The following is a 20693-nucleotide window of genomic DNA, read 5'->3' on the forward strand; positions in this document are numbered from 1 at the left end:
CAATAAGAAGCTTAGTCCAAAGGTGGTCGACACCCCCGGGCGCAATGGCTCGCGCCCGGGAGTTTCAGACGGCTGAAATCAGGATTTCTTTTCTTCAGCCGGCTTGTCGTCTGCTGCCTTGTCGGTAGGGTTGGCAATCAACGCCTTGAGCTCATCGCTCATGGGGAACATCAGGTTCAGGCCCTTTGGCGGGATTGGCGACTCGAACCAGGTTTTGTAGGTGTCGTTGATCTTGCCCGACTTGTAATAGGCAACGATGGCGTCATCCACGGCCTTTTTGAAGTCCGGGTCGCCCTTGCGCAGCATGCAACCATAGATTTCGTAAGACTGTGGAGTGCCGGTCACGGCCCAGTCGGTTGGCTTCTTGGCCTTGGCCATTTCACCTGCCAGCAGGGCGTCGTCCATCATGAACGCGACAGCACGGCCCGACTCCAGCATGTTGAAGGCTTCACCGTGGTCTTTTGCCGAGATCACGTTCATGCCCATCTGCTTGTCGGCGTTCATCGCCTTGAGGATGCGCTCGGAGGTGGTGCCGGCGGTGGTCACGACGTTCTTGCCTTTCAGGTCAGCGAAGTCCTTGTAAGGCGAGTCCTTTTTGGACAGCAGGCGTGTGCCGATCTCGAAGATGCCGACCGAGAAGTCGACTTGTTGCTGGCGTTCAACGTTGTTGGTGGTGGAGCCGCACTCAACGTCAACGGTGCCGTTCTGCACGAGCGGGATGCGGGTCTGGGAGGTAACCAGGTTGTACTTGATTTTCAGGTCCGGCATGTCGAGCTGTTTTTTCAGCCCTTCAACGATTGCCAGCTGTACATCGTGGGAGTAGCCAACCGGCTTGCCGGATGCGTCCGCGATGTAGGAGAACGGAATGGAGGAGTCACGATGCCCAAGGGTGATGGTGCCGGATTCTTTGATTTTCTTCAGTGTGCCGGTCAATTCGGCTGCAAAAACTGGAGTGCTAATCAGAGCTGCAGCAATTGCTGCGCCCAAAAGTTGCGGAACGATGCGCATCGATGTTTCCTCGACATTGTTTTTTTTATTGAACCCGTTTGTGGGCCCTTTTGTACTCAGAACGTCTCAACAGGCTAAACGCTCTGTTTAAGCATTCGGCTCTGAGTGTAGAGCATGAGTCGTGCCAGACCCGAAACTTAAGTCTAAGTTTATGATTTTAAAAGAGTTATATTTTTTAATCAGGGTCGGGCCGACATGCTCGGGCCGGAAAGCCGAATCATTGAGGGGTAGTGCGTTCGGAAAACCGAATGAAATGCGGGGGGGAGCCATGAAGGCCTGCAGGAGCGGGTGCACGCCTGCAGGCCATGTAAACGCGGCTTAAGCGGCCTGTACCTTGCGGTGTTTCAGGTCAAGGGTGGCCATGTACTGGCTCAAATGCGCCTGCTCTTCTGCGGTGGTGAACAGGCCCAGCTTGGTGCGGCGCCACAGGATGTCCTGTGCATCCAGCGCCCATTCCTGGTTGCACAGGTAGTCGACTTCACGGCTGTAGAGACCACTGCCGATGTGCTCACCCAGATCGCTCAGGCTTTGCGCGCCCTCCAGCAAGCTCCAGGAGCGATTGCCATAGGTGATTGCCCAGCGTTTGGCAATCGCGGCATCCAGCCAGCTGTACTTGCTGACAAGGGCCTCGCCCAGGGCTTTTGGCGTGGTCATGTTCTCGCCGCCCGGCAGGGTGGCGCTGGCGGTCCAGCTTGGCTTGATCTGGGTAAAGTACGGCGTCAGTTGGGCCATGGCCGACTCGGCCAGCTTGCGGTAGGTGGTCAGCTTGCCACCAAACACCGACAGCAGCGGGGCTTCGCCCTGTGCGCCAGACAATGCGAGGGTGTAGTCGCGGGTCACGGCCGAAGGGTTGTCGGACTCGTCATTGCACAGCGGGCGCACACCGGAGTAGGTGCGCAAAATGTCGCTGCGACTCACTTGCTGCTTGAAGTGGGCATTGACCACATTGAGCAGGTAGTCGGTTTCTTCCTCGGTGATGCTGACCTTGGCTGGGTCGCCGGTGTACTCGCGGTCGGTCGTGCCGATGATGGTGAACTGATCCATATACGGAATGGTGAACACAATCCGCTGGTCTTCGTTCTGCAGGATAAAGGCATTGGGTGCGTCATACAGTTTGGGCACGATCAGGTGGCTGCCCTGGATCAGGCGGATACCGTACGGTGAATCCAGCTTCAGGTCGTCCTTGATGAACTTGGCGACCCAAGGGCCGGCAGCATTGACCAGGGCTTTGCTGCGAATGGAAAACAGGCTGCCATCAGCGCGCTCCAGATTCAATTCCCACAGCCCTTTGTTACGACGCGCACCGACGCAGCGCGTCTGGGTGTGAACATGGGCGCCTTTTTCTCGCGCAGCCATTGCGTTGAGTACTACCAGGCGTGCGTCATCTACCCAGCAATCGGAGTATTCAAAGCCTTTGGTGATTTCTGCTTTCAACGGGCTGTCGGCGCCGAACTTGAGGCTGGTGGAACCTGCGAGTTTTTCGCGCTTGCCCAGGTGGTCATAAAGGAACAACCCGGCACGGATCATCCACGCCGGGCGCAGGTGCGGGCGGTGCGGCAGGACAAAACGCATCGGCTTGACGATATGCGGGGCCTTGGCCAGCAGCACTTCGCGTTCGGCCAGGGCTTCGCGCACCAGGCGAAATTCGTAATGCTCAAGGTAACGCAGGCCACCGTGGATCAGCTTGCTGCTGGCCGAGGAAGTGTGGCTGGCCAGGTCGTCCTTTTCGCAAAGGAACACAGACAGGCCGCGACCGGCTGCGTCTGCCGCAATCCCGACGCCATTGATTCCGCCGCCAATAACGGCAACGTCGTAGACCTCAGCGAGGGGAGTGGCAGGCAAGGTGGTCAGGGGCATGGAGTGGCCTCGCGTTCTTTACGCATATTTGAATGTGAACATTAATGTTCATTTTCGAAAATATTAGCGGATTAAGGCGCGCACAGCCAGCACCCTTCGATTGAAAAAACTCATCGAAGGGGGGTTAAAGGAAGAATTTCGAACATTTTAGTGCGAAAGCATTGATTGTGTGGGAGCGGGCTTGCTCGCGATGCAGGCGCTGCGATTCACCTGTCAGATTGCGCTGATGCCATCTCGAGCAAGCCCGCTCCCACAGGGGCAGGCGCGGGAGGCTTACACCACTTCCAGGCGGATCTTGTTTTGGGCCAGCAGTTGCACTAGTTCCGGCACGGGCGGCTGGTCAGTGACCAGGCAATCGATCAGGGTGATCGGGCCAAGGCGAACCATCGCATTGCGGCCAAACTTGCTGGAGTCCGCTGCCAGGATGGTTTGTCGGGCATTGGCGATAATCGCCTGGGAAACCCGTACTTCCTGGTAGTCAAAGTCCAGCAGGCTGCCGTCGGAATCGATACCGCTAATACCCACCAGGGCGAAATCGAACTTGAACTGGTTGATAAAGTCGACGCTGGCCTGACCCACGATACCGCCATCGCGGCGTACATTGCCGCCGGCGATCAGCACTTCGAAATCGTCTTTTGCGCTCAGGATCGACGCAACATGCAGGTTGTTGGTGATGATTTTCAGGTGGCTGTGGTTGAGCAGCGCCCGGGCAATCGACTCGGTGGTGGTGCCGATATTGATGAAGATCGAGGCGTGGTCAGGAATCTGGGCGGCGATGGCTTCGCCGATGCGACGTTTTTCATCGCGCATCTGGTCGGCGCGCATGGCGTAGGCAGTGTTTTCAACGCTGGAGTCATAGGCCGCCCCGCCGTGGTAACGGCGCAACAGGTCGGCTTCTGCCAGTTGGTTGATGTCTCGGCGAATGGTCTGCGGCGTGACAACGAACAACTGGGCCATTTCCTCGATGCTGACATAACCGCGCTCGCGAACGAGTTCGAGGATCTGCTGTTGGCGTGGAGGCAGATTCATGGAGTTTCCTTTGGGCGGCGAAGCAAATTCACCCATGATGCCGCAGGAATGCGCCGCCTGCTACTCGCAGGTGCCTCAAGCAACTGCGGGCGCCCAGGGCGCCCGCAGTTGTCATTGCACGTACTTAGTTGCTTTCTTCGTGGGGTTCCCAGTCGCGGGTACGGCTCACGGCCTTTTTCCAGCCGGCATAGAGCTTCTCTTTGCTGGCTTCGTCGAGTGCAGGTTCGAATTCGCGCTCAACAACCGCCTTGCCGCGCAATTCATCCAGGCTGCCCCAGAAACCGCAGGCCAGACCGGCCAGGTACGCAGCACCCAATGCTGTGGTTTCACGCATTTGTGGGCGCTCAACCTGAGTGCCGAGGATGTCGGCCTGGAATTGCATCAGGAAGTTGTTGGCCACGGCGCCACCGTCCACACGCAGGGCTTTGAGGCGTTCACCGGAATCCTGTTGCATGGCGTCCAGAACGTCGCGGGTCTGGTAGGCAATCGACTCCAGTGCTGCACGAATAATGTGATCAACGCGTACGCCGCGAGTCAGGCCGAACAGCGCGCCACGGGCATACGGGTCCCAGTAGGGAGCGCCGAGGCCGGTGAAGGCAGGTACCAGATACACGCCGTTACTGTCTTTGACTTTGTTGGCGAAGTACTCGGTGTCGTGGGCGTCGTTGATGATCTTCAGTTCGTCACGCAGCCATTGCACGGTGGAACCGCCGTTGAACACGGCGCCTTCCAGGGCGTAGGCAACTTCGCCGCGTGGGCCGCAGGCGATGGTGGTCAGCATGCCGTGGGTCGATTTGACAGCATTGGCGCCGGTGTTCATCAGCAGGAAGCAGCCAGTGCCGTAGGTATTTTTGGCCTGGCCCGGCTCGACGCACATCTGGCCAAACAGTGCAGCCTGCTGGTCGCCGGCAATACCGCCAATGGCGATACCGCTTTTGGTGCGGCCGTAGATTTCGGAAGACGACTTCACTTCCGGCAGCATTTCGCGCGGGATATCCAGCACCTCCAGCATCTTGGCATCCCACTCCAGGGTATGGATGTTGAAGAGCATGGTGCGTGAGGCGTTGGTGTAGTCGGTAACGTGGGTTTTGCCGCCGGTAAATTTCCAGATCAGCCAGCTGTCGACGGTGCCGAACAGCAATTCGCCCTTGCGTGCGCGCTCGCGGCTGCCTTCGACGTTGTCGAGGATCCACTTCAGTTTGGTGCCGGAGAAGTACGGGTCGGTTACCAGGCCAGTGGTGTCGCTGATGTATTGCTCGTGGCCGTCGCGCTTGAGCTGTTCGCAAATTTCGGTACTGCGACGGCACTGCCAGACGATGGCGTTGTAGATCGGGCGACCGCTTTCCTTGTCCCAGACCACAGTGGTCTCACGCTGGTTGGTAATGCCGATGGCGGCAACCTGGTCGTGATGCAGGCCGGCCTGGGCCAGGGCCTCGACCATGACCGCGCTTTGGGTGGCGAAGATTTCCATCGGGTCGTGTTCGACCCAGCCCGGTTGCGGGTAGTGCTGCTGGAATTCGCGTTGCGCCGTACACACCACGTTGGCGTCACGATCAAAGATGATCGCTCGCGAACTGGTGGTGCCTTGGTCCAGCGCAATAATGTAGTTCTTATTCTGAATATCGGTCATTTGGAAGTGCCTTGCAGAATGAGGGAGGTTGCGGGCGCCCGACAAGTAACGGGCAGTAGGTCTTGGGCGCCCCGTTTCATGATCGGGTGTCAGGATGCCTGGGTTTTCACCTGTGCTGCAGTCTCGGTGGCTGCAGCCGCAGGGGCTACATCAGGCAAGTGGCGGGCAATCAGCCCGCGATAGATCGCTGCGCCCAGGCAGGCGCCAACAATCGGTGCAAAAATCGGAATCAGGAAATAAGGAATATCGCGCCCGCCGGTGAACGAAACTTGACCCCAGCCAGCGAAGAAAGTCATCAGCTTTGGTCCGAAATCACGCGCAGGGTTCATCGCAAAACCGGTCAGTGGCCCCATCGAGCTGCCGATGACCGCGATCAGCAAGCCGATCAGCAACGGCGCCAGGGCACCGCGCGGCAAGCCGTTCTTGTCATCGGTCAGGGCCATGATGACGCCCATAAGGATAGCGGTAATCACGACCTCGACGAGGAAGGCCTGCAGGGTTGTCAGCGATGGGTGAGGGTAGGTGGAGAATACCGACGCCAATTCTAGGCTTTCCTGACTGCCGCGAACCATTTGGTGGGCTTGTTCGTAATCGAAGAACAGGTTGCTGTAGAGCGTGTAAACCAACGCCGCAGCGCAGAAGGCTCCCGCGACCTGGGCAAGGATGTAGAAAGGCAGTTTGCGTTTTTCAAAGTCGGTGAACAGGCACAGCGCGATGCTGACTGCCGGGTTCAGGTGTGCCCCGGAAACGCCTGCCGTCAGGTAAATCGCCATGCTGACGCCAATGCCCCAGATGATGCTGATTTCCCATAAGCCAAAACTTGCGCCCGCGACCTTGAGGGCTGCAACGCAACCGGTACCGAAGAAGATCAAAAGTGCGGTGCCGAGAAACTCGGCCAGGCACTGGCCTGAAAGTGTGGGGTGCTGCGATGCAGTCGACATGTAAAACCTCGTTATTGTTGTTTTTTGACGTCATCAATCAGGGTGGCAGTGCGTCTGAGCCAGGACCGTACGTTGCGTTTTGGCATTTTATGCGGTCAGGCAAAGTCGTGTGAGTATATTCAGATTCGAAAAAATATAGACAAGAAACACTGCTGTCAAAGGTCGAAAGTGAACGGGCATTCATATTCTGACTACAGAAGCGTGATTTGGTATTGGTTTTTATGTAAGAAAACACTACAAATTGGTAGGCGTGCTTGCAACGTTTCAGCTAAAAATACGCCGCAAAGCCCCGTGCCAGCGCCTTTTTACCGGTTAATAGCCTAAAATTGACCATCGGTTTTCCTACACTCATTCAAGACTGGAGCTGCCATGACGCCTGCGCTGGATCTGCTGAAAAAAGTTCGCGCCGAACATCGGGTACATAGCTATGAACATGACCCCAAGGCGGCTTCCTATGGCCTTGAGGCTGCAGAGAAGCTCGGGCTGGAGCCGGCACACGTGTTCAAGACGCTGTTGGCCAGCAGTGAAAAGGGCGAGTTGCTGGTGGCTGTTGTACCGGTCGTCGGAAGTCTTGATCTGAAAGCGCTGGCCCATGCTGCCGGGGTGAAGAAAGTCGAAATGGCCGACCCTGCGGCTGCTCAGCGAGCAACCGGGTATCTGCTGGGCGGGATCAGCCCGCTGGGGCAAAAGAAGCGCCTGCGTACTTTTATTGATAAAAGTGCCGAGGGCTTTTCGACTATTTATGTCAGCGCCGGACGACGCGGGCTTGAGGTGGAACTGGCGCCTGCGGTGCTGGCAGAGCACACGCAGGCAACGTTCGCAGAAGTAGGCAGGGCGTAAGCGCTACCACTGGTTTTTAATGCGCTGCGCTGAAACGCCTTACACCTGATTCGGATTGAGGAATTTGCGCCGCGATGCTGCCGCTGGTTTGAAACATGACCAGGTGCTCGGCGGCCACGCGAATGCCTACGTCCGTTCCCGGCAAGTGGTCGGCATGGCTCGGGAAAATCGACTCCAGCTGGCTGCCTGTGGGCAGTTGCAGGCGATACAGGGTCGACGCGCCGAGGAAGGTCTTGCCGATGATCCGCGCTTTCAAATCGCTGTCGGGTGCGTAGACGATATCGTCCGGGCGCAGCAATACATCCACTGCACCGCCCGTTGGCCAGGTGTAGGCACGGTTGCCACGCAAGACCCCCAGTTCAGTTTGTACCGACTCGGGTGTGAGCAACTGACCGCGAATAAAGTAGCCTTGGCCGATAAAGCTCGCCACAAAGGGCGTCTGAGGTTCATGGTAGAGGTTGTAGGGCGTATCCCACTGCTCAAGACGGCCTTCCTTGAACACGCCAACATGGTCGCTGACAGCGAAGGCTTCTTCCTGATCGTGGGTCACCAAAATGGCACTGGTGCCACGGGCTTTCAGGATATCGCGCACTTCGTGGCTGAGCTTGCGGCGCAGCTCGCCATCCAGGTTGGAGAACGGCTCATCCAGCAACAACAGTTGCGGCTCGGGCGCCAGGGCGCGGGCGAGGGCAACGCGTTGTTGCTGGCCACCGGATAACTCGTGGGGGAAGCGCTTGCCGAGGTTTTTGAGGTTGACCAGCTCAAGCAGCTCTTCGGTCACCCGGTCTTTGTTCGGATGCTTGCGAATGCCGAAGGCAATGTTGTCAGCCACGCTCAGGTGCGGGAACAGGGCGTAGTCCTGAAACACCATACCGATACGGCGCTTCTCGGGTGCCAAGGTGAAGCCGGCGCTGGAGATCACTTCGCCTGCCAGGCTGATTTCGCCCTGGTGTACGGGTTCAAAACCGGCAATAGCGCGCAAGGTAGTGGTTTTGCCACAGCCCGACGAGCCCAGCAGACAGCCAATATCGCCGGCATTGAGGTGCAGGTTGAGGTTCTGCACCACGCTCTGGCCCTGATAACCACAGGCCAGATCACGAAGGTTAAGCAATAGCGGCTGACTCATGCGGGTTGGTACGCCGGTTGGACAAGGAATTCGAGCAGCGCTTTCTGCGCATGCAGGCGGTTTTCGGCCTGGTCCCAAGCCACGGAGCGTGGGTCGTCCAGCAGGTCGAGGCTGATCTCTTCGCCACGGTGCGCCGGCAGGCAGTGCATGAACAGCACATCGTCGGCCGCCAGGTCGAGCAGGGCGCGGTTGACCTGGTAGGGAGCGAACAACTCAAGGCGCTTGGCGGTTTCTTCTTCCTGGCCCATCGATGTCCACACGTCAGTGCTGACCAGATGAGCGCCAATCACGGCATCACGCGGGTCGCGCACAATGGTTACGCGCTCGCCTGCCAGGGCCACGAATTCGGGGTTGGGCTCATAGCCTTCGGGGCAGGCCACACGCAGGTTGAAGTCAAACTGGATGGCGGCCTCTATATAGCTGTTGCACATGTTGTTGCCGTCGCCGATCCAGGCAACGGTTTTGCCTTTGATCGATCCGCGGTGCTCAAGGAAGGTTTGCATGTCGGCCAGTAACTGGCATGGGTGCAGATCATCCGACAGACCATTGATAACCGGTACGCGGGAATTGGCCGCAAACTCGGTCAGGGTGCTGTGGGCGAAGGTGCGGATCATGACGGCGTCGAGCATGCGCGACATCACGATGGCGCAATCGCCGATCGGCTCGCCGCGGCCAAGCTGGGTATCGCGAGGCGAGAGGAAAATGGCCTGGCCACCGAGCTGGATCATGCCGGCTTCAAATGACAGGCGGGTACGGGTTGATGACTTTTCGAAAATCATGCCCAGTACGCGACCTTTCAGAGGTTCGAACAGCACGCTGCGCTGGCGCAGGTCCTTCAGCTCGATACCGCGACGAATCACGCTGACTAGCTCTTCGGGAGTGCAATCCATCAGGGAGAGAAAGTGCCTTGCGCTCATCATTAACTACCTTTTATTGCAACGATCGCAGATGCTCAAAGCCGGAGTTTTCGGAAAAACGGGCGAGATCTGCGGCGAAAGCCGCACGCGGCGACGAAATAGGGGAAGGCGCGATCTTATAAGGAAATGTCGCGTCTTGCCAACAAGGGTCATGTGTTGAGAGGTGTGAGCGGGTCTTGCGCTGCATCAGCCACATCAGGCAGTTTGCCTTACCTCAGCTGCCCATTTGTACACTGCCGCAGCGCTGCTTGGCAATTGCGAGGGGGGATTTGTAGAGTGATGAGGGGCAGACTATTGTCTGTCGGGGAGACCGAGCGTGACGCTCGGCTTTCCGTTACAATGCGCCACCGTGCCGACATCTGCGTCGGAAAGTTCAGCCGAGGTGCTCCATGGATATCATCGAAACTATTAAAGACCAGATTGCCAACAACACCATTCTGCTCTACATGAAAGGCTCCCCGAATGCCCCGCAGTGCGGCTTTTCGGCCAAGGCTGCTCAGGCAGTGATGGGCTGTGGCGAGAAGTTCGCTTACGTGGACATCCTGCAGAACCCGGAAATCCGCGCCAACCTGCCAAAGTACGCCAACTGGCCGACGTTCCCGCAACTGTGGGTAGGTGGTGAGTTGGTTGGCGGTAGCGACATCATGGCTGAAATGGCCGCCGATGGTTCTTTGCAGGCTCTGATCAAAGAAGCTGTCGAGAAAGCCGCTGCAAACAAGACTGAAGCTTGATATCAGTCGCGTAGTTACAGTCTTTATGTAACACGCATAAAAAAGCCCCGCCTCTGTGATAAACAGGGCGGGGCTTTTTAATGGGGATTAGTTACTCACCCATTTGCGATTGCAGGTAATTCTCAATACCCACTTTGTCGATCAGGCCCAACTGGGTTTCCAGCCAGTCGATATGTTCTTCTTCCGACTCAAGAATATCTTCGAGCATTTCGCGGCTGCCAAAGTCACCGACAACTTCACAATGGGCAATGGCGGCCTTGAGGTCGGCATGGCCGGTCTTCTCGATGCGCAGGTCACACTCCAGCATTTCCTTGGTGTGCTCGCCGATATGCAGCTTGCCCAGGTCCTGTACGTTTGGCAGGCCTTCCAGGAACAGGATGCGTTTGATCAGCTTGTCCGCGTGTTTCATCTCGTCGATGGACTCGTGGTACTCATGCGCGCCCAACTTCTCCAGGCCCCAATCCTGATACATGCGGGCATGCAGGAAGTATTGGTTGATTGCCACCAGTTCGTTGCCGAGAATTTTGTTGAGGTGCTGAATAACTGAAATGTCGCCTTTCATGGCTGGGGCCTGCCTTAATTAACTGTATATAGGGCAGAGTTTGATCCGCACCTGGCAGACTGTCAAACCTAAGTATTTGAATAATAAATGAAAATTAATCGGAATAAGAATGTTTGTGTTCCGCGTCTTGAAGCTAAGCACTTGAATTTTGGGCATAAAAAAACCGGACGCTATGTCCGGTTCTTTGGAATTCGTTAATCAGGCGACTGAAAATTCTGCCGGGAAACTCATCACGGCCTGGCTGGCTTGCAGCGAGGAGAGGGTTTCACGAACCACTTGCTTGGCCAGGCAGGCACATTTGCCGCATTGGCTGGCAACACCTGTCGCTTCGCGCACTTCCCGGTAGCTGCAGCAACCGTCGTAGATTGCGTCGCGGATTTTTCCATCGGTGACGCCAGTGCAAAGGCAAACGTACATAAATAAGAACCATCGCTGGTTGGGATTCAATGAGCAGATCTTAATGTTAACGAGAATGATTGTCAAAGTACCTTGAGTCTCAATTGAAGGTCTTGCGCACTGTGCTGACGAACGGTCTGGAGTGTCGGGTTTTTGGACCCTGAAAAAGGGTTAAGGCCCGATCCGACGAGCGGTGTATGATGGCCGGTCATTTTCATGCAGCACACCAGGAGATATCCAATGAGCGTACTCGTAGGCAAACAAGCCCCAGACTTCACCGTCGCCGCCGTACTTGGCAATGGCGAAATCGTTGACGGCTTCACGCTGTCCACCGCCATCAAAGGCAAATATGGCCTGGTGTTCTTCTACCCGCTGGACTTCACTTTCGTTTGCCCGTCCGAGCTGATCGCTCTGGATCACCGCATCCCTGATTTCCAGGCGCGTAACGTTGAAGTGGTTGCCGTGTCGATCGACTCCCATTTCACTCACAACGCATGGCGCAACACCCCGGTGAACAATGGCGGCATCGGCCAGGTGAAATACACCATGGCTGCCGACATCAACCACGCCATCTGCAAGGCTTACGACGTTGAAACCGAAGGCGGCGTTGCACTGCGCGGCGCGTTCCTGATCGACGACAAGGGCGTTGTACGCTCACAGATCGTCAATGACCTGCCACTGGGCCGCAACATGGACGAACTGCTGCGTCTGGTTGATGCCCTGCAATTCCACGAAGAGCACGGCGAAGTTTGCCCGGCCAACTGGAAAAAAGGTGACAAGGGCATGACTGCTTCGACTGCAGGCGTTGCTGCTTACCTGACCGAGAATGCTGACCAGCTGTAATCGTCAGTTTCAGGCATAAAAAAACCGGACCCAGTGTCCGGTTTTTTTATGCTGCGCTGTAAGCCTTTACGACAGGATCAGTCGTTGAAGTCTTTCCAGCCGCCCATTTGTTTCCAGCTGTTGACGATGCCACAGAACAGCTCGGCGGTTTTCTCGGTGTCGTAACGTGCCGAGTGTGCCTCACGTCCATCAAAATCGATGTCGGCGGCCTGGCAGGCTTTTGCCAGGACGGTCTGGCCATAGGCCAGGCCAGCCAGGGTCGCGGTGTCGAAGCTGGAGAACGGGTGGAACGGGTTGCGCTTCATGTCCAGGCGCGCGACAGCGGCATTCAGGAAGCCCAGGTCGAAGCTGCTGTTATGGCCCACCAGGATGGCGCGTTTGCAGCCATTGGCTTTCAGGGCCTTGCGTACACCGCGGAAGATATCGGTCAGGGCGGTCTCTTCACTGACGGCCATGCGCAGCGGGTGATCGAGCTTGATCCCGGTGAACTCCAGGGCGGCGGCTTCGATATTGGCGCCTTCAAACGGCTCTACACGGTGGAAGTAGGTGTGCTCGGGGAACACGAAGCCTCTTTCGTCCATGCCGATCGTGACGGCAGCAATTTCCAGCAAGGCATCGGTAGCGCTGTTGAAACCGCCGGTTTCAACATCGATTACGACCGGCAGATAACCGCGAAAGCGCTCTGCCATCGGGTGGCGTGGTCCGCCGCCGTGGCCGCCTTCGTGTTCGTCATCATAATGGTCGTCACTCACAGCTGTTCCTCCAGCAGGCGCCAGCGCAGTGTTTCACCGGCGCGCAGCGGAATTACGGTCAGCGCGCCGAAAGGCAGGCTGGTTGGGGCAGTCCACTCCTGGCGAACCAGGGTGATGTGTTCGGTGCTGACGGGCAGACCGTAGAAGCGCGGGCCATTCAAGCTGGCAAAGGCTTCCAGTTTGTCCAGCGCATTGCGCTGTTCGAAAGCTTCGGCATACATCTCGATGGCGGCGTAGGCGGTATAGCAACCGGCGCAACCGCACGCGGCTTCCTTGGCATGCTGGGCGTGAGGTGCCGAGTCGGTGCCCAGGAAGAACTTCGCGCTGCCGCTGGTGGCCGCATCCAGCAGGGCTTCCTGATGGGTGTTGCGCTTGAGGATCGGCAGGCAGTAGAAGTGCGGACGAATGCCGCCAACCAGCATGTGATTGCGGTTGTACAGCAGGTGATGAGCGGTAATGGTTGCGCCGACGTTGGCCGAAGCCTCGTTGACGAACTGCACCGCGTCCGCGGTGGTGATGTGCTCAAACACGACTTTCAGTGTTGGGAAACGCTCTACAACGCGGCGCATATGCTCGTCGATGAAGATCTTTTCGCGGTCAAAGACGTCTACGCCGGCGCGGGTGACTTCACCGTGGATCAGCAAAGGCATGCCGACTTCAGCCATGACCTCCAGAACCGGGAAGATCGCATCGATGCTGGTTACACCGGAGTCGGAGTTGGTCGTTGCCCCTGCCGGATACAGCTTGGCAGCATGGACGAATCCGCTGGCCTTGGCCGTGCGAATGTCTTCTGGCTGGGTACGGTCGGTGAGGTACAGCACCATCAGCGGCTCGAAGCTGCTGCCGGCGGGGCGAGCAGCGAGGATGCGCTGGCGATAAGCGTCGGCCTCGGCAGCATTACGCACCGGAGGTACCAGGTTTGGCATGATGATGGCGCGGCCAAAAGTGCGCGCTACATCCGCGACAGTGTGAGGCAACACGGCACCATCGCGAAGATGTATATGCCAGTCGTCGGGACGCAGCAGGGTCAGGCGGTCAGACATTGGGGATTCCAGGCGGGTCGAACTGAAGTGAATGCTACCGGAAAAGACTCTGTCAGGCACTCGCTATCAAGTTTTGTGATTGCTGACCGATAGCTGATGAGTATGCCGTAAATCTGTGGCCTGTTTTTTTGCAGTACAAGCCTGTGGAGCCTCCCGTGCGCCAGTGTTATCTCATCCTGCTCAGTATGTTTGCCAGCCTGCCGGCCACGGCCCTGACTTTTCAGACGCGGTTGGAGAATATCGAATGGAAAGTGGAAGGTGACAAGTTCGAGTGCCGTCTGATTCAGCCCATCACCGATTTTGGTTCTGGCGCTTTTGTAAGACGTGCAGGCGAGCAGGCTGTGTTTCGTCTTAATACCTACAACGGCATGTTGGGCGAGGGCTCTGCCAAGCTCTTGGCCGCCGCCGCGCCGTGGCAGCCGGGCCGTGGCGATATTGACCTGGGCTCGGTGCGCATTGGTCGTGGGCAAGTGCTTTTCAACAGTTCACAGGCCCAGGCCGCCAATTTGTTTCGCGGTTTGATTGAGGGGCGCAGCCCTTTGGTCAGGCATTACTCCCGTGAGGGTAATGTCTCGGAAGTACGCCTGCTGCCTGCCAGGTTTCGCCAGGCTTACGGCGATTACGAGGCCTGTACCGCCAAACTGTTACCAAAAAACTTTGAGCAGGTCAGACAAAGCCAGATCGGTTTCCCCGGAGGCGGGACCGAACTGGACGCGCAGGCCCGGGCCAACTTGCAGGTCATGGTCGACTATTTGAAGGCAGACCCTGGCGTCAACCATGTCATTCTCGACGGGTATTCCGATAACCAGGGCAATCGCCTGACCAATCGTGAACTGTCACGACGCCGGGCATTGGCGGTTATGGAGTATTTCAGGCAGAACGGCCTGCAGGAATCGCAGATCACGGTGCGCTTCCACGGTGAGCAATACCCCTTGGCGGCGAATACCAGCCGGGCAAACCGTGCGAAAAATCGCCGGGTTAGCGTCCGGCTGGAGCGGTTACCAGTGCCTGAAAAAGCTGCGCCTTCTGTAGGCGTCAGTAACCCTGCGGCCATTTCCTGAGGCAGCGGCCTCGTCGCGTCTTTGATATAAACTGTCGCTTTGTCGTCTTAAGCTGTCGCGCCTCTGTAAATTCATGGATATGGGCGGTAGACTGTTCGGCTTTTCGAACAACCCGTGGAGTGATGGCATGGCGGACGTAAACAAGGTCGTTCTGGCTTATTCGGGCGGCCTGGACACTTCGGTGATCCTGAAGTGGCTGCAGGATACTTATAACTGTGAAGTCGTAACCTTTACTGCTGACCTGGGTCAGGGTGAAGAGGTCGAACCTGCACGCGCCAAGGCGCAAGCCATGGGCGTCAAGGAAATCTACATTGATGACCTGCGCGAAGAGTTTGTTCGTGACTTCGTTTTCCCGATGTTCCGCGCCAACACCGTTTACGAAGGCGAGTACCTGCTGGGTACTTCCATTGCACGTCCGCTGATTGCCAAGCGCCTGATTGAAATCGCCAACGAAACAGGCGCAGATGCCATTTCCCACGGTGCAACGGGTAAAGGTAATGACCAGGTTCGTTTCGAACTGGGCGCTTATGCATTGAAACCAGGGGTGAAGGTGATTGCTCCTTGGCGTGAGTGGGACTTGCTCTCGCGTGAAAAGCTGATGGATTACGCTGAAAAGCATGCAATCCCGATCGAGCGTCACGGCAAGAAAAAATCCCCGTACTCGATGGATGCCAACTTGCTGCACATCTCCTACGAGGGCGGTGTGCTGGAAGACACCTGGACCGAGCACGAAGAAGACATGTGGAAGTGGACCGTCTCTCCAGAGAACGCTCCTGACAAGCCGCAGTACCTGGAACTGACCTACCGTAACGGCGACATCGTTGCGCTGGACGGTGTTGAGATGACACCTGCGACTGTTTTGGCAACGTTGAACCGCATTGGTGGCGAACACGGCATCGGCCGCCTCGACATCGTTGAGAACCGTTATGTCGGCATGAAGTCCCGTGGTTGCTACGAAACCCCGGGCGGCACCATCATGCTGCGTGCTCACCGCGCCATTGAGTCGATTACTCTGGACCGTGAAGTGGCTCACTTGAAAGACGAGTTGATGCCCAAGTACGCCAGCCTGATCTACACCGGCTACTGGTGGAGCCCTGAGCGCATCATGCTGCAGCAGATGATTGATGCTTCCCAGGTTCACGTTAACGGTGTTGTTCGCCTCAAGTTGTACAAAGGTAATGTGATTGTTACCGGTCGCAAGTCTGATGAGTCGTTGTTTGATGCCAACATCGCAACCTTTGAAGAGGACGGCGGCGCTTACAACCAGGCTGACGCAGCCGGCTTTATCAAGTTGAATGCATTGCGCATGCGCATTGCTGCAAACAAAGGCCGCAAGTTGTTCTGATTCGCGCCCGTACAGAAAAACCCCGGCCAATTGGCCGGGGTTTTTTTTGCCTGGAATTGCGGCACTGAGGAGCGTCTCAGGCAGGGTTGAGTATGGCCAGCCTGTGGGCGTCGGTGTTGTAGCTGATAATGGTTGTATGGGCAATGACTGACGTATATTTGAAGTTGTCGATGGCCAGTTTAAAGGCCTGTGGTGCGATGTGGGAGTGCTGGTTGGTGAGCAGTAGCAGTACGTCATGCTTGTGGTTGTGTTTGTCCTTGCGGGTGGCTTTGTAATAAATGTGCAGCACCTGTTCGGGGGTGCTTTGCTGAGGGGCGCGCAAGTGGGGATGATTCAGGTCAATAAGATGAAGTTTCTTAAACTCTGTTCCTTCCATGACCGCATGACTTTTTGCAGCGAGCGTTGCACCGGGTTTCTCGGGGCCAGGGAGTGTGGGTGGGTCGCTGTCATAAACTCTGTGGCCTTGGGGGAGAAATAACAAGTTTGGCGGGCTATATGCGTTATACGGGATGCCTGAAAAGTGGAGGGGGGGAGAAAATTGTGCGGCTATTGCTGTGCCCCCAGGCAAGCGGGTTTGTTCCGCAGGGGGACTGCAAGAGCGTGTCGCTCCCCCATGAGTGTGGTCGGCCTTGGACAGGTCAGCAGGGGTGTAAAGCGTTTTGTTGTTGAAGTTCAGCGTCAGGAAAAACAAGATGATAAGCAATGTTGGAAAAACTATAAGAAACCAGACATATATTTTTTGATGTTCACTGTCGATATAGGGCAACGATACTGCCGCAGAAGCCTCCGTTAACATTGAGAAAATCGCGATAACGGTGAGTGGGTTATTGGCTTTTATGCTGTTTTTGATCATGGGCGTACCTGCAAGTGAAAGGTGACGTGGGCAGGAAAAAGACGTGGGTGGTGGTATAGGGCAATCGAGGAATCCACTGCTGGCAATACGCAAGCCTGGCGATTGAACCGGTAGTGTGGTGAGTGTCGGGTAATATTTTTCAAATTAGCCCTGTTTTTTTGAACTCGCAAATCAATGGCAGGCGCTTGAAGGTTGCCCGATGAACAGCGTTGACGATTGCTTGGTTAATAATGCTTTGTGTGTAGGAAAGATGTCGCCATTTCAGAGGGTTTTATGAAGGGTTAAGTTTTTTCTGTAGGTATATGTAAGTTTTTTAGTCGGGTGAGTCAATAAAGCGCTCGAGTGTGGCGAGTTGCGGGTTGTGGCTGCCCCTGTCGACTTATTATTTTGGCTGGTGTGTATTGCACTTGGCTGGAGAATACCGGGTTTTGTTTGGATATGATTTTATGTTTGGGGATTTTCCTAATGATTTGTAGTCCTATTCTGTAAGTATGAAATTGTAATATTTTCCCGTCGAAAAATAGTAGATTTCAGTTTGGGCAACTATTGGTGTGTGACTCCGTGGTTTTATGTGTTTTATGATGGTTGATAGATCTTTGTAGTATTTTTTGCTAATTGGAGGTGAGTGGTGTAGTTGGGTCAGTCTGTTTTCGGCGAGTTATGGGTTCGCGTTATATCTTTACTTTGGTTTTGTTTTTGCGCGCTTTTTACAGGTCGGGTGAACACAGTGCTAGTGTATGCCGGGGTTTGTTTTTGTGGTCCAGAAGCAGCCTTGAATGCAGCGGCTCAACTGCGGAGCAAGTATGAATCTTTAATTTATATGGGTGATTTCTGTAGGTTGAATCTTCAATATTTGTAGGAATTGTCTTTGGTTATTAATGCTTGGGGGGGGTGCTATGCCCAGTCTGTTACGACTAGGCTATGGTGCTGGTTCAGATAATTCGAATAGCTATAAATTGGAATGGCCCATGAATAAAGTGCTGATCGTGGATGATCATCCTGTAATTCGTCTTGCTGTACGTATGCTCATGGAACGACATGGCTACGAGGTCATTGCCGAGACGGATAATGGAGTGGATGCTTTGCAACTAGCGCGTGAATATGCGCCTGATATTGTAATTCTGGATATAGGGATACCAAAGCTTGACGGGCTTGAAGTTATAGCACGGTTGTCTACGCCGGCAGTGCCTATCAAGGTGCTGGTATTGACCTCGCAAGCACCCGGTCATTTTTCCATGCGGTGCATGCAGGCGGGTGCAGCTGGTTATGTCTGCAAGCAGCAGGACCTGACCGAGCTGTTGAGTGCAATCAAGGCAGTGCTGTCTGGTTACAGTTATTTCCCCAATCAAGCCTTGCACTCGGTGCGTTCAAGCTTGGGGAATGCCAGTGAAGCCGATATGGTCAATCGCCTTTCTGGGCGAGAAATGATGGTGTTGCAGCAGTTGGCGCGAGGCAAGAGTAACAAGGAAATTGCGGATGGCATGTTTCTGAGCAATAAAACGGTAAGCACCTACAAAACGCGACTTTTACTGAAACTCAATGCCCGTTCACTTGTGGATTTGATTGAGCTGGCACAGCGCAATGGGCTGGTGTGAAGAGAGGGGCATGAAGATGTGATACCCAAAGCCCCCAGAATAAAAAGCCTCCGCTACAGGAGGCTTTTATAGTCGTGTCTGCGGGTTACAGGTCGTAGCCATAATCTTCCAGCTCTTTTCTGAGCCGTTTTTCTTCCAGCAGTGCGTCAATGGTGCGGCGTTTGGCCAAATTGGTTTTGGCAACCTCGACAACAGGTTCTACGACTTCGTCCGAATCGACGACTGCAAAATCTTCCTCTACTTCCAGTTCTTCTTTGCCAGTGCTCATTCAGTTCACTCCAGGCTAAGACAGTCAATGGCGCCCCTTATAGCGATAATCGCGACGCGGGTAAAAAAGATTTTCTCAATCGATCAGTCCATAAAATCTCTATCGCTCAATCATCAGAGGTTTTTTCTTTGAAATCGCACAAGTCCTCTATGCGGCAGCTGCCGCAGCGTGGCTTGCGCGCCTGGCACACATAACGCCCGTGCAGGATGAGCCAGTGATGGGCGTCCAGCAGGTAAGGTTTTGGAACGAATTTCATGAGGTTTTTTTCGACCTCCACTACGTTTTTACCGGGGGCAATACCGGTTCTGTTACTGACCCTGAAAATATGGGTGTCTACGGCCATTGCCAGTTGCCGGAACGCGGTATTGAGCACAACGTTTGCTGTTTTACGCCCTACTCCGGGTAAGGCTTCAAGCTCTTCACGGGTCTGTGGGACCTGGCTGTGATGGCGCTCAATCAATAAGCGACAGGTTTCAATGACGTTCCTGGCCTTGCTGTTATACAGGCCGATGGTCTTGATGTACTGCGACAGCCCATCTACTCCCAGAGCGTAGATGGCTTCTGGGGTATTGGCGACCGGAAACAGTTTGGCCATTGCCTTGTTGACGCTGACGTCAGTGGCCTGTGCCGACAGGATCACGGCGATAAGCAGTTCAAAAGGCGATGTGTAGGCCAGTTCGGTTTTAGGTTCAGGATTGTCTTCGTGAAACCGGCGAAATATTTCAAGGCGCTTTGCGGCGTTCATGGTTAAAAACGTTCCTGAAGAGCTGTCTGTTAAACGGTGGGGCGCTTATATGAATTTTTCAAGCCTTGCCAGGATCCAGCGCATTGAGCCTGGACTCTGCCTGAGTAACAGCGTCAGTCAAAAGGCTCAGCTCGGTGCTGGAAAGCGCTTGGTTAATGGCTTTTTTGAGTTCGGCGCGGCGCATGGCCAGCTGGATTTTGGCGCGCTTGAGTTCAGCTGTATTGACGAGCGGCGCGGGTGCCAAGGCTGGCGGGGTTGACTCCAGTTGCGCCAGTGCCTGCTGCGCAGACTCAAACTGCTGTTGCAGTATCACCAGTTGGGATTGCTGCTGGGCGGTCGGGGGATGCCCGAATGCCTTGAGCGATTTGTTCAGTTGCGCGCGGGCCATAGCCAGGGTGACCTTGGCCTTTTTTAGCGCGGCGTCATGGGGGGGATCACTGGCTGCCCCGCCGACTTCGGCTTGCATGCCGCTGATGGCCTCTGCAGGTGGGCGCTGGGCACGGGCAAGGCGTTCGGCTTGCCGGTGTTGCTCTTCGCGGCGCAGGCGTTCGTCGCGCCGCTCATAGCGCTTGCGGGCATGCTCGCGTTTCTGGTTGCGGGCGCTGAACTGCTCTGCAGTTTGAGCGAGGCCACCGACAATCGGGATGACATTGGCAGGCAGCGGGCGCATTTCAATGCAGTCCACCGGGCAGGGCGCTACGCAGAGGTCGCAGCCGGTGCATTCATCGACAATCACGGTGTGCATCAGCTTGGCGGCGCCAAGAATGGCATCGACCGGGCAGGCCTGAATGCATTTGGTGCAGCCGATGCATTCGGCCTCGCGAATATAGGCCACTTGCGCCGGGGCCTGGCCGCGCTCAGTGTCCAGTTGCAGCACGGGAACCCTGAGCAATCTGGCCAGTGCAGCGATGGTCTCGGCCCCGCCAGGCGGGCACTTGTTGATGGCTTCGCCTTGGGCAATGCCTTGCGCATAGGGTTTGCAGCCAGGGTGGCCGCATTTTCCGCATTGAGTTTGCGGCAATAATGCATCAATACGTTGAATCAGGCTCATGGTGTGATCAGTCCAGTTACAGCGGGTCGCAACCGGGCGACGCTCAACATGCGCAGAGATAAATAGGGGGCGTTACGGTCAAGCATGCGTGCAGGATCGT

Annotated in this window: 21 protein-coding genes; 6 read left to right on the forward strand and 15 right to left on the reverse strand. The window is 55.9% G+C overall.

Annotation, left to right across the window (positions count from 1 at the left end; all coding sequences use genetic code 11):
* Positions 1–78: 78 nt before the first annotated feature.
* The 5 genes from AB3G35_RS07940 to AB3G35_RS07960 form a co-directional block, all read right to left on the reverse strand.
* Positions 79–1008 carry a glutamate/aspartate ABC transporter substrate-binding protein gene (locus AB3G35_RS07940; protein WP_016779684.1) on the reverse strand — a complete coding sequence of 310 codons (930 nt, stop codon included), beginning with the start codon at positions 1006–1008 and terminating at the stop codon, positions 79–81.
* A 318-nt stretch (positions 1009–1326) separates the two neighbouring features.
* Positions 1327–2865: a glycerol-3-phosphate dehydrogenase gene (gene glpD, locus AB3G35_RS07945; protein WP_106116222.1), complete on the reverse strand. Its 1539-nt coding sequence runs from the start codon at positions 2863–2865 to the stop codon at positions 1327–1329.
* Positions 2866–3138: 273 nt separating this feature from the next.
* On the reverse strand, positions 3139–3894 hold the full coding sequence (locus tag AB3G35_RS07950; RefSeq protein ID WP_016779686.1) for a DeoR family transcriptional regulator: 756 nt from the start codon (positions 3892–3894) through the stop codon (positions 3139–3141).
* A gap of 124 nt (positions 3895–4018) precedes the next feature.
* Complete coding sequence (glpK, locus tag AB3G35_RS07955; protein WP_016779687.1) at positions 4019–5524, reverse strand: glycerol kinase GlpK; 1506 nt, start codon at positions 5522–5524, stop codon at positions 4019–4021.
* A gap of 89 nt (positions 5525–5613) precedes the next feature.
* Positions 5614–6465, reverse strand: coding sequence for an MIP/aquaporin family protein (locus AB3G35_RS07960; protein WP_016779688.1), 852 nt, complete (start codon positions 6463–6465; stop codon positions 5614–5616).
* A gap of 369 nt (positions 6466–6834) precedes the next feature.
* Between AB3G35_RS07960 and ybaK the strand changes: the two genes are divergently transcribed.
* On the forward strand, positions 6835–7305 hold the full coding sequence (gene ybaK / locus AB3G35_RS07965) for a Cys-tRNA(Pro) deacylase (RefSeq protein WP_106116221.1): 471 nt from the start codon (positions 6835–6837) through the stop codon (positions 7303–7305).
* Positions 7306–7321: 16 nt separating this feature from the next.
* Here the strand turns inward: ybaK and AB3G35_RS07970 are convergent, their stop codons facing one another.
* Positions 7322–8431 carry an ABC transporter ATP-binding protein gene (locus AB3G35_RS07970; protein WP_083369802.1) on the reverse strand — a complete coding sequence of 370 codons (1110 nt, stop codon included), beginning with the start codon at positions 8429–8431 and terminating at the stop codon, positions 7322–7324.
* Positions 8428–9348, reverse strand: a complete 921-nt coding sequence (argF, locus tag AB3G35_RS07975; RefSeq protein WP_029611270.1) for an ornithine carbamoyltransferase — start codon at positions 9346–9348, stop codon at positions 8428–8430. The genes AB3G35_RS07970 and argF overlap by 4 nt, the downstream gene beginning before the upstream one ends.
* Positions 9349–9737: 389 nt before the next feature.
* Here argF and grxD point away from each other — a divergent pair, with 389 nt between their 5' ends.
* A complete protein-coding gene (gene grxD, locus AB3G35_RS07980) occupies positions 9738–10079 on the forward strand; it encodes a Grx4 family monothiol glutaredoxin (RefSeq protein WP_016779691.1) in 342 nt (113 codons plus the stop codon).
* Positions 10080–10170: 91 nt separating this feature from the next.
* Here grxD and bfr read toward each other — a convergent pair whose 3' ends face one another.
* A complete protein-coding gene (gene bfr, locus AB3G35_RS07985) occupies positions 10171–10641 on the reverse strand; it encodes a bacterioferritin (protein WP_016779692.1) in 471 nt (156 codons plus the stop codon).
* Between the two features lie 198 nt (positions 10642–10839).
* Positions 10840–11058, reverse strand: coding sequence for a bacterioferritin-associated ferredoxin (locus tag AB3G35_RS07990; protein WP_016779693.1), 219 nt, complete (start codon positions 11056–11058; stop codon positions 10840–10842).
* Positions 11059–11277: 219 nt separating this feature from the next.
* Between AB3G35_RS07990 and AB3G35_RS07995 the strand changes: the two genes are divergently transcribed.
* Positions 11278–11880: a peroxiredoxin gene (locus AB3G35_RS07995; RefSeq protein WP_016779694.1), complete on the forward strand. Its 603-nt coding sequence runs from the start codon at positions 11278–11280 to the stop codon at positions 11878–11880.
* Between the two features lie 77 nt (positions 11881–11957).
* On the opposite strand, the gene rnt is transcribed toward AB3G35_RS07995, so the two are convergent.
* Both rnt and pyrC read right to left on the reverse strand, forming a co-directional pair.
* Positions 11958–12632, reverse strand: coding sequence for a ribonuclease T (gene rnt, locus AB3G35_RS08000; RefSeq protein WP_016779695.1), 675 nt, complete (start codon positions 12630–12632; stop codon positions 11958–11960).
* Entirely contained in the window at positions 12629–13675 is a 1047-nt protein-coding gene (gene pyrC, locus AB3G35_RS08005; protein WP_106116219.1) for a dihydroorotase, read from the reverse strand. Before pyrC ends, rnt begins: the two co-directional genes overlap by 4 nt.
* Before the next feature lie 155 nt (positions 13676–13830).
* Here pyrC and AB3G35_RS08010 point away from each other — a divergent pair, with 155 nt between their 5' ends.
* Both AB3G35_RS08010 and AB3G35_RS08015 read left to right on the forward strand, forming a co-directional pair.
* The gene (locus AB3G35_RS08010) at positions 13831–14736 is read left to right on the forward strand and encodes an OmpA family protein (protein ID WP_369782471.1); all 906 of its coding nucleotides are present in this window, start codon (positions 13831–13833) and stop codon (positions 14734–14736) included.
* 127 nt (positions 14737–14863) lie between these two features.
* On the forward strand, positions 14864–16081 hold the full coding sequence (locus tag AB3G35_RS08015; protein ID WP_016779698.1) for an argininosuccinate synthase: 1218 nt from the start codon (positions 14864–14866) through the stop codon (positions 16079–16081).
* 76 nt (positions 16082–16157) lie between these two features.
* On the opposite strand, the gene AB3G35_RS08020 is transcribed toward AB3G35_RS08015, so the two are convergent.
* Entirely contained in the window at positions 16158–16934 is a 777-nt protein-coding gene (locus AB3G35_RS08020) for a hypothetical protein (protein ID WP_369782472.1), read from the reverse strand.
* 968 nt (positions 16935–17902) lie between these two features.
* Between AB3G35_RS08020 and AB3G35_RS08025 the strand changes: the two genes are divergently transcribed.
* On the forward strand, positions 17903–18529 hold the full coding sequence (locus AB3G35_RS08025; protein ID WP_029611271.1) for a response regulator transcription factor: 627 nt from the start codon (positions 17903–17905) through the stop codon (positions 18527–18529).
* Between the two features lie 85 nt (positions 18530–18614).
* On the opposite strand, the gene AB3G35_RS08030 is transcribed toward AB3G35_RS08025, so the two are convergent.
* The 3 genes from AB3G35_RS08030 to rsxB form a co-directional block, all read right to left on the reverse strand.
* A complete protein-coding gene (locus AB3G35_RS08030) occupies positions 18615–18797 on the reverse strand; it encodes a PA3496 family putative envelope integrity protein (RefSeq protein WP_016779702.1) in 183 nt (60 codons plus the stop codon).
* 106 nt (positions 18798–18903) lie between these two features.
* Positions 18904–19542, reverse strand: coding sequence for an endonuclease III (gene nth, locus AB3G35_RS08035; RefSeq protein ID WP_016779703.1), 639 nt, complete (start codon positions 19540–19542; stop codon positions 18904–18906).
* Between the two features lie 58 nt (positions 19543–19600).
* Positions 19601–20593: an electron transport complex subunit RsxB gene (gene rsxB, locus AB3G35_RS08040; RefSeq protein WP_369782475.1), complete on the reverse strand. Its 993-nt coding sequence runs from the start codon at positions 20591–20593 to the stop codon at positions 19601–19603.
* Positions 20594–20693 lie beyond the last annotated feature (100 nt).

The sequence above is a fragment of the Pseudomonas sp. WC2401 genome (assembly GCF_041200115.1).
GTDB lineage: Bacteria > Pseudomonadota > Gammaproteobacteria > Pseudomonadales > Pseudomonadaceae > Aquipseudomonas > Aquipseudomonas fragi.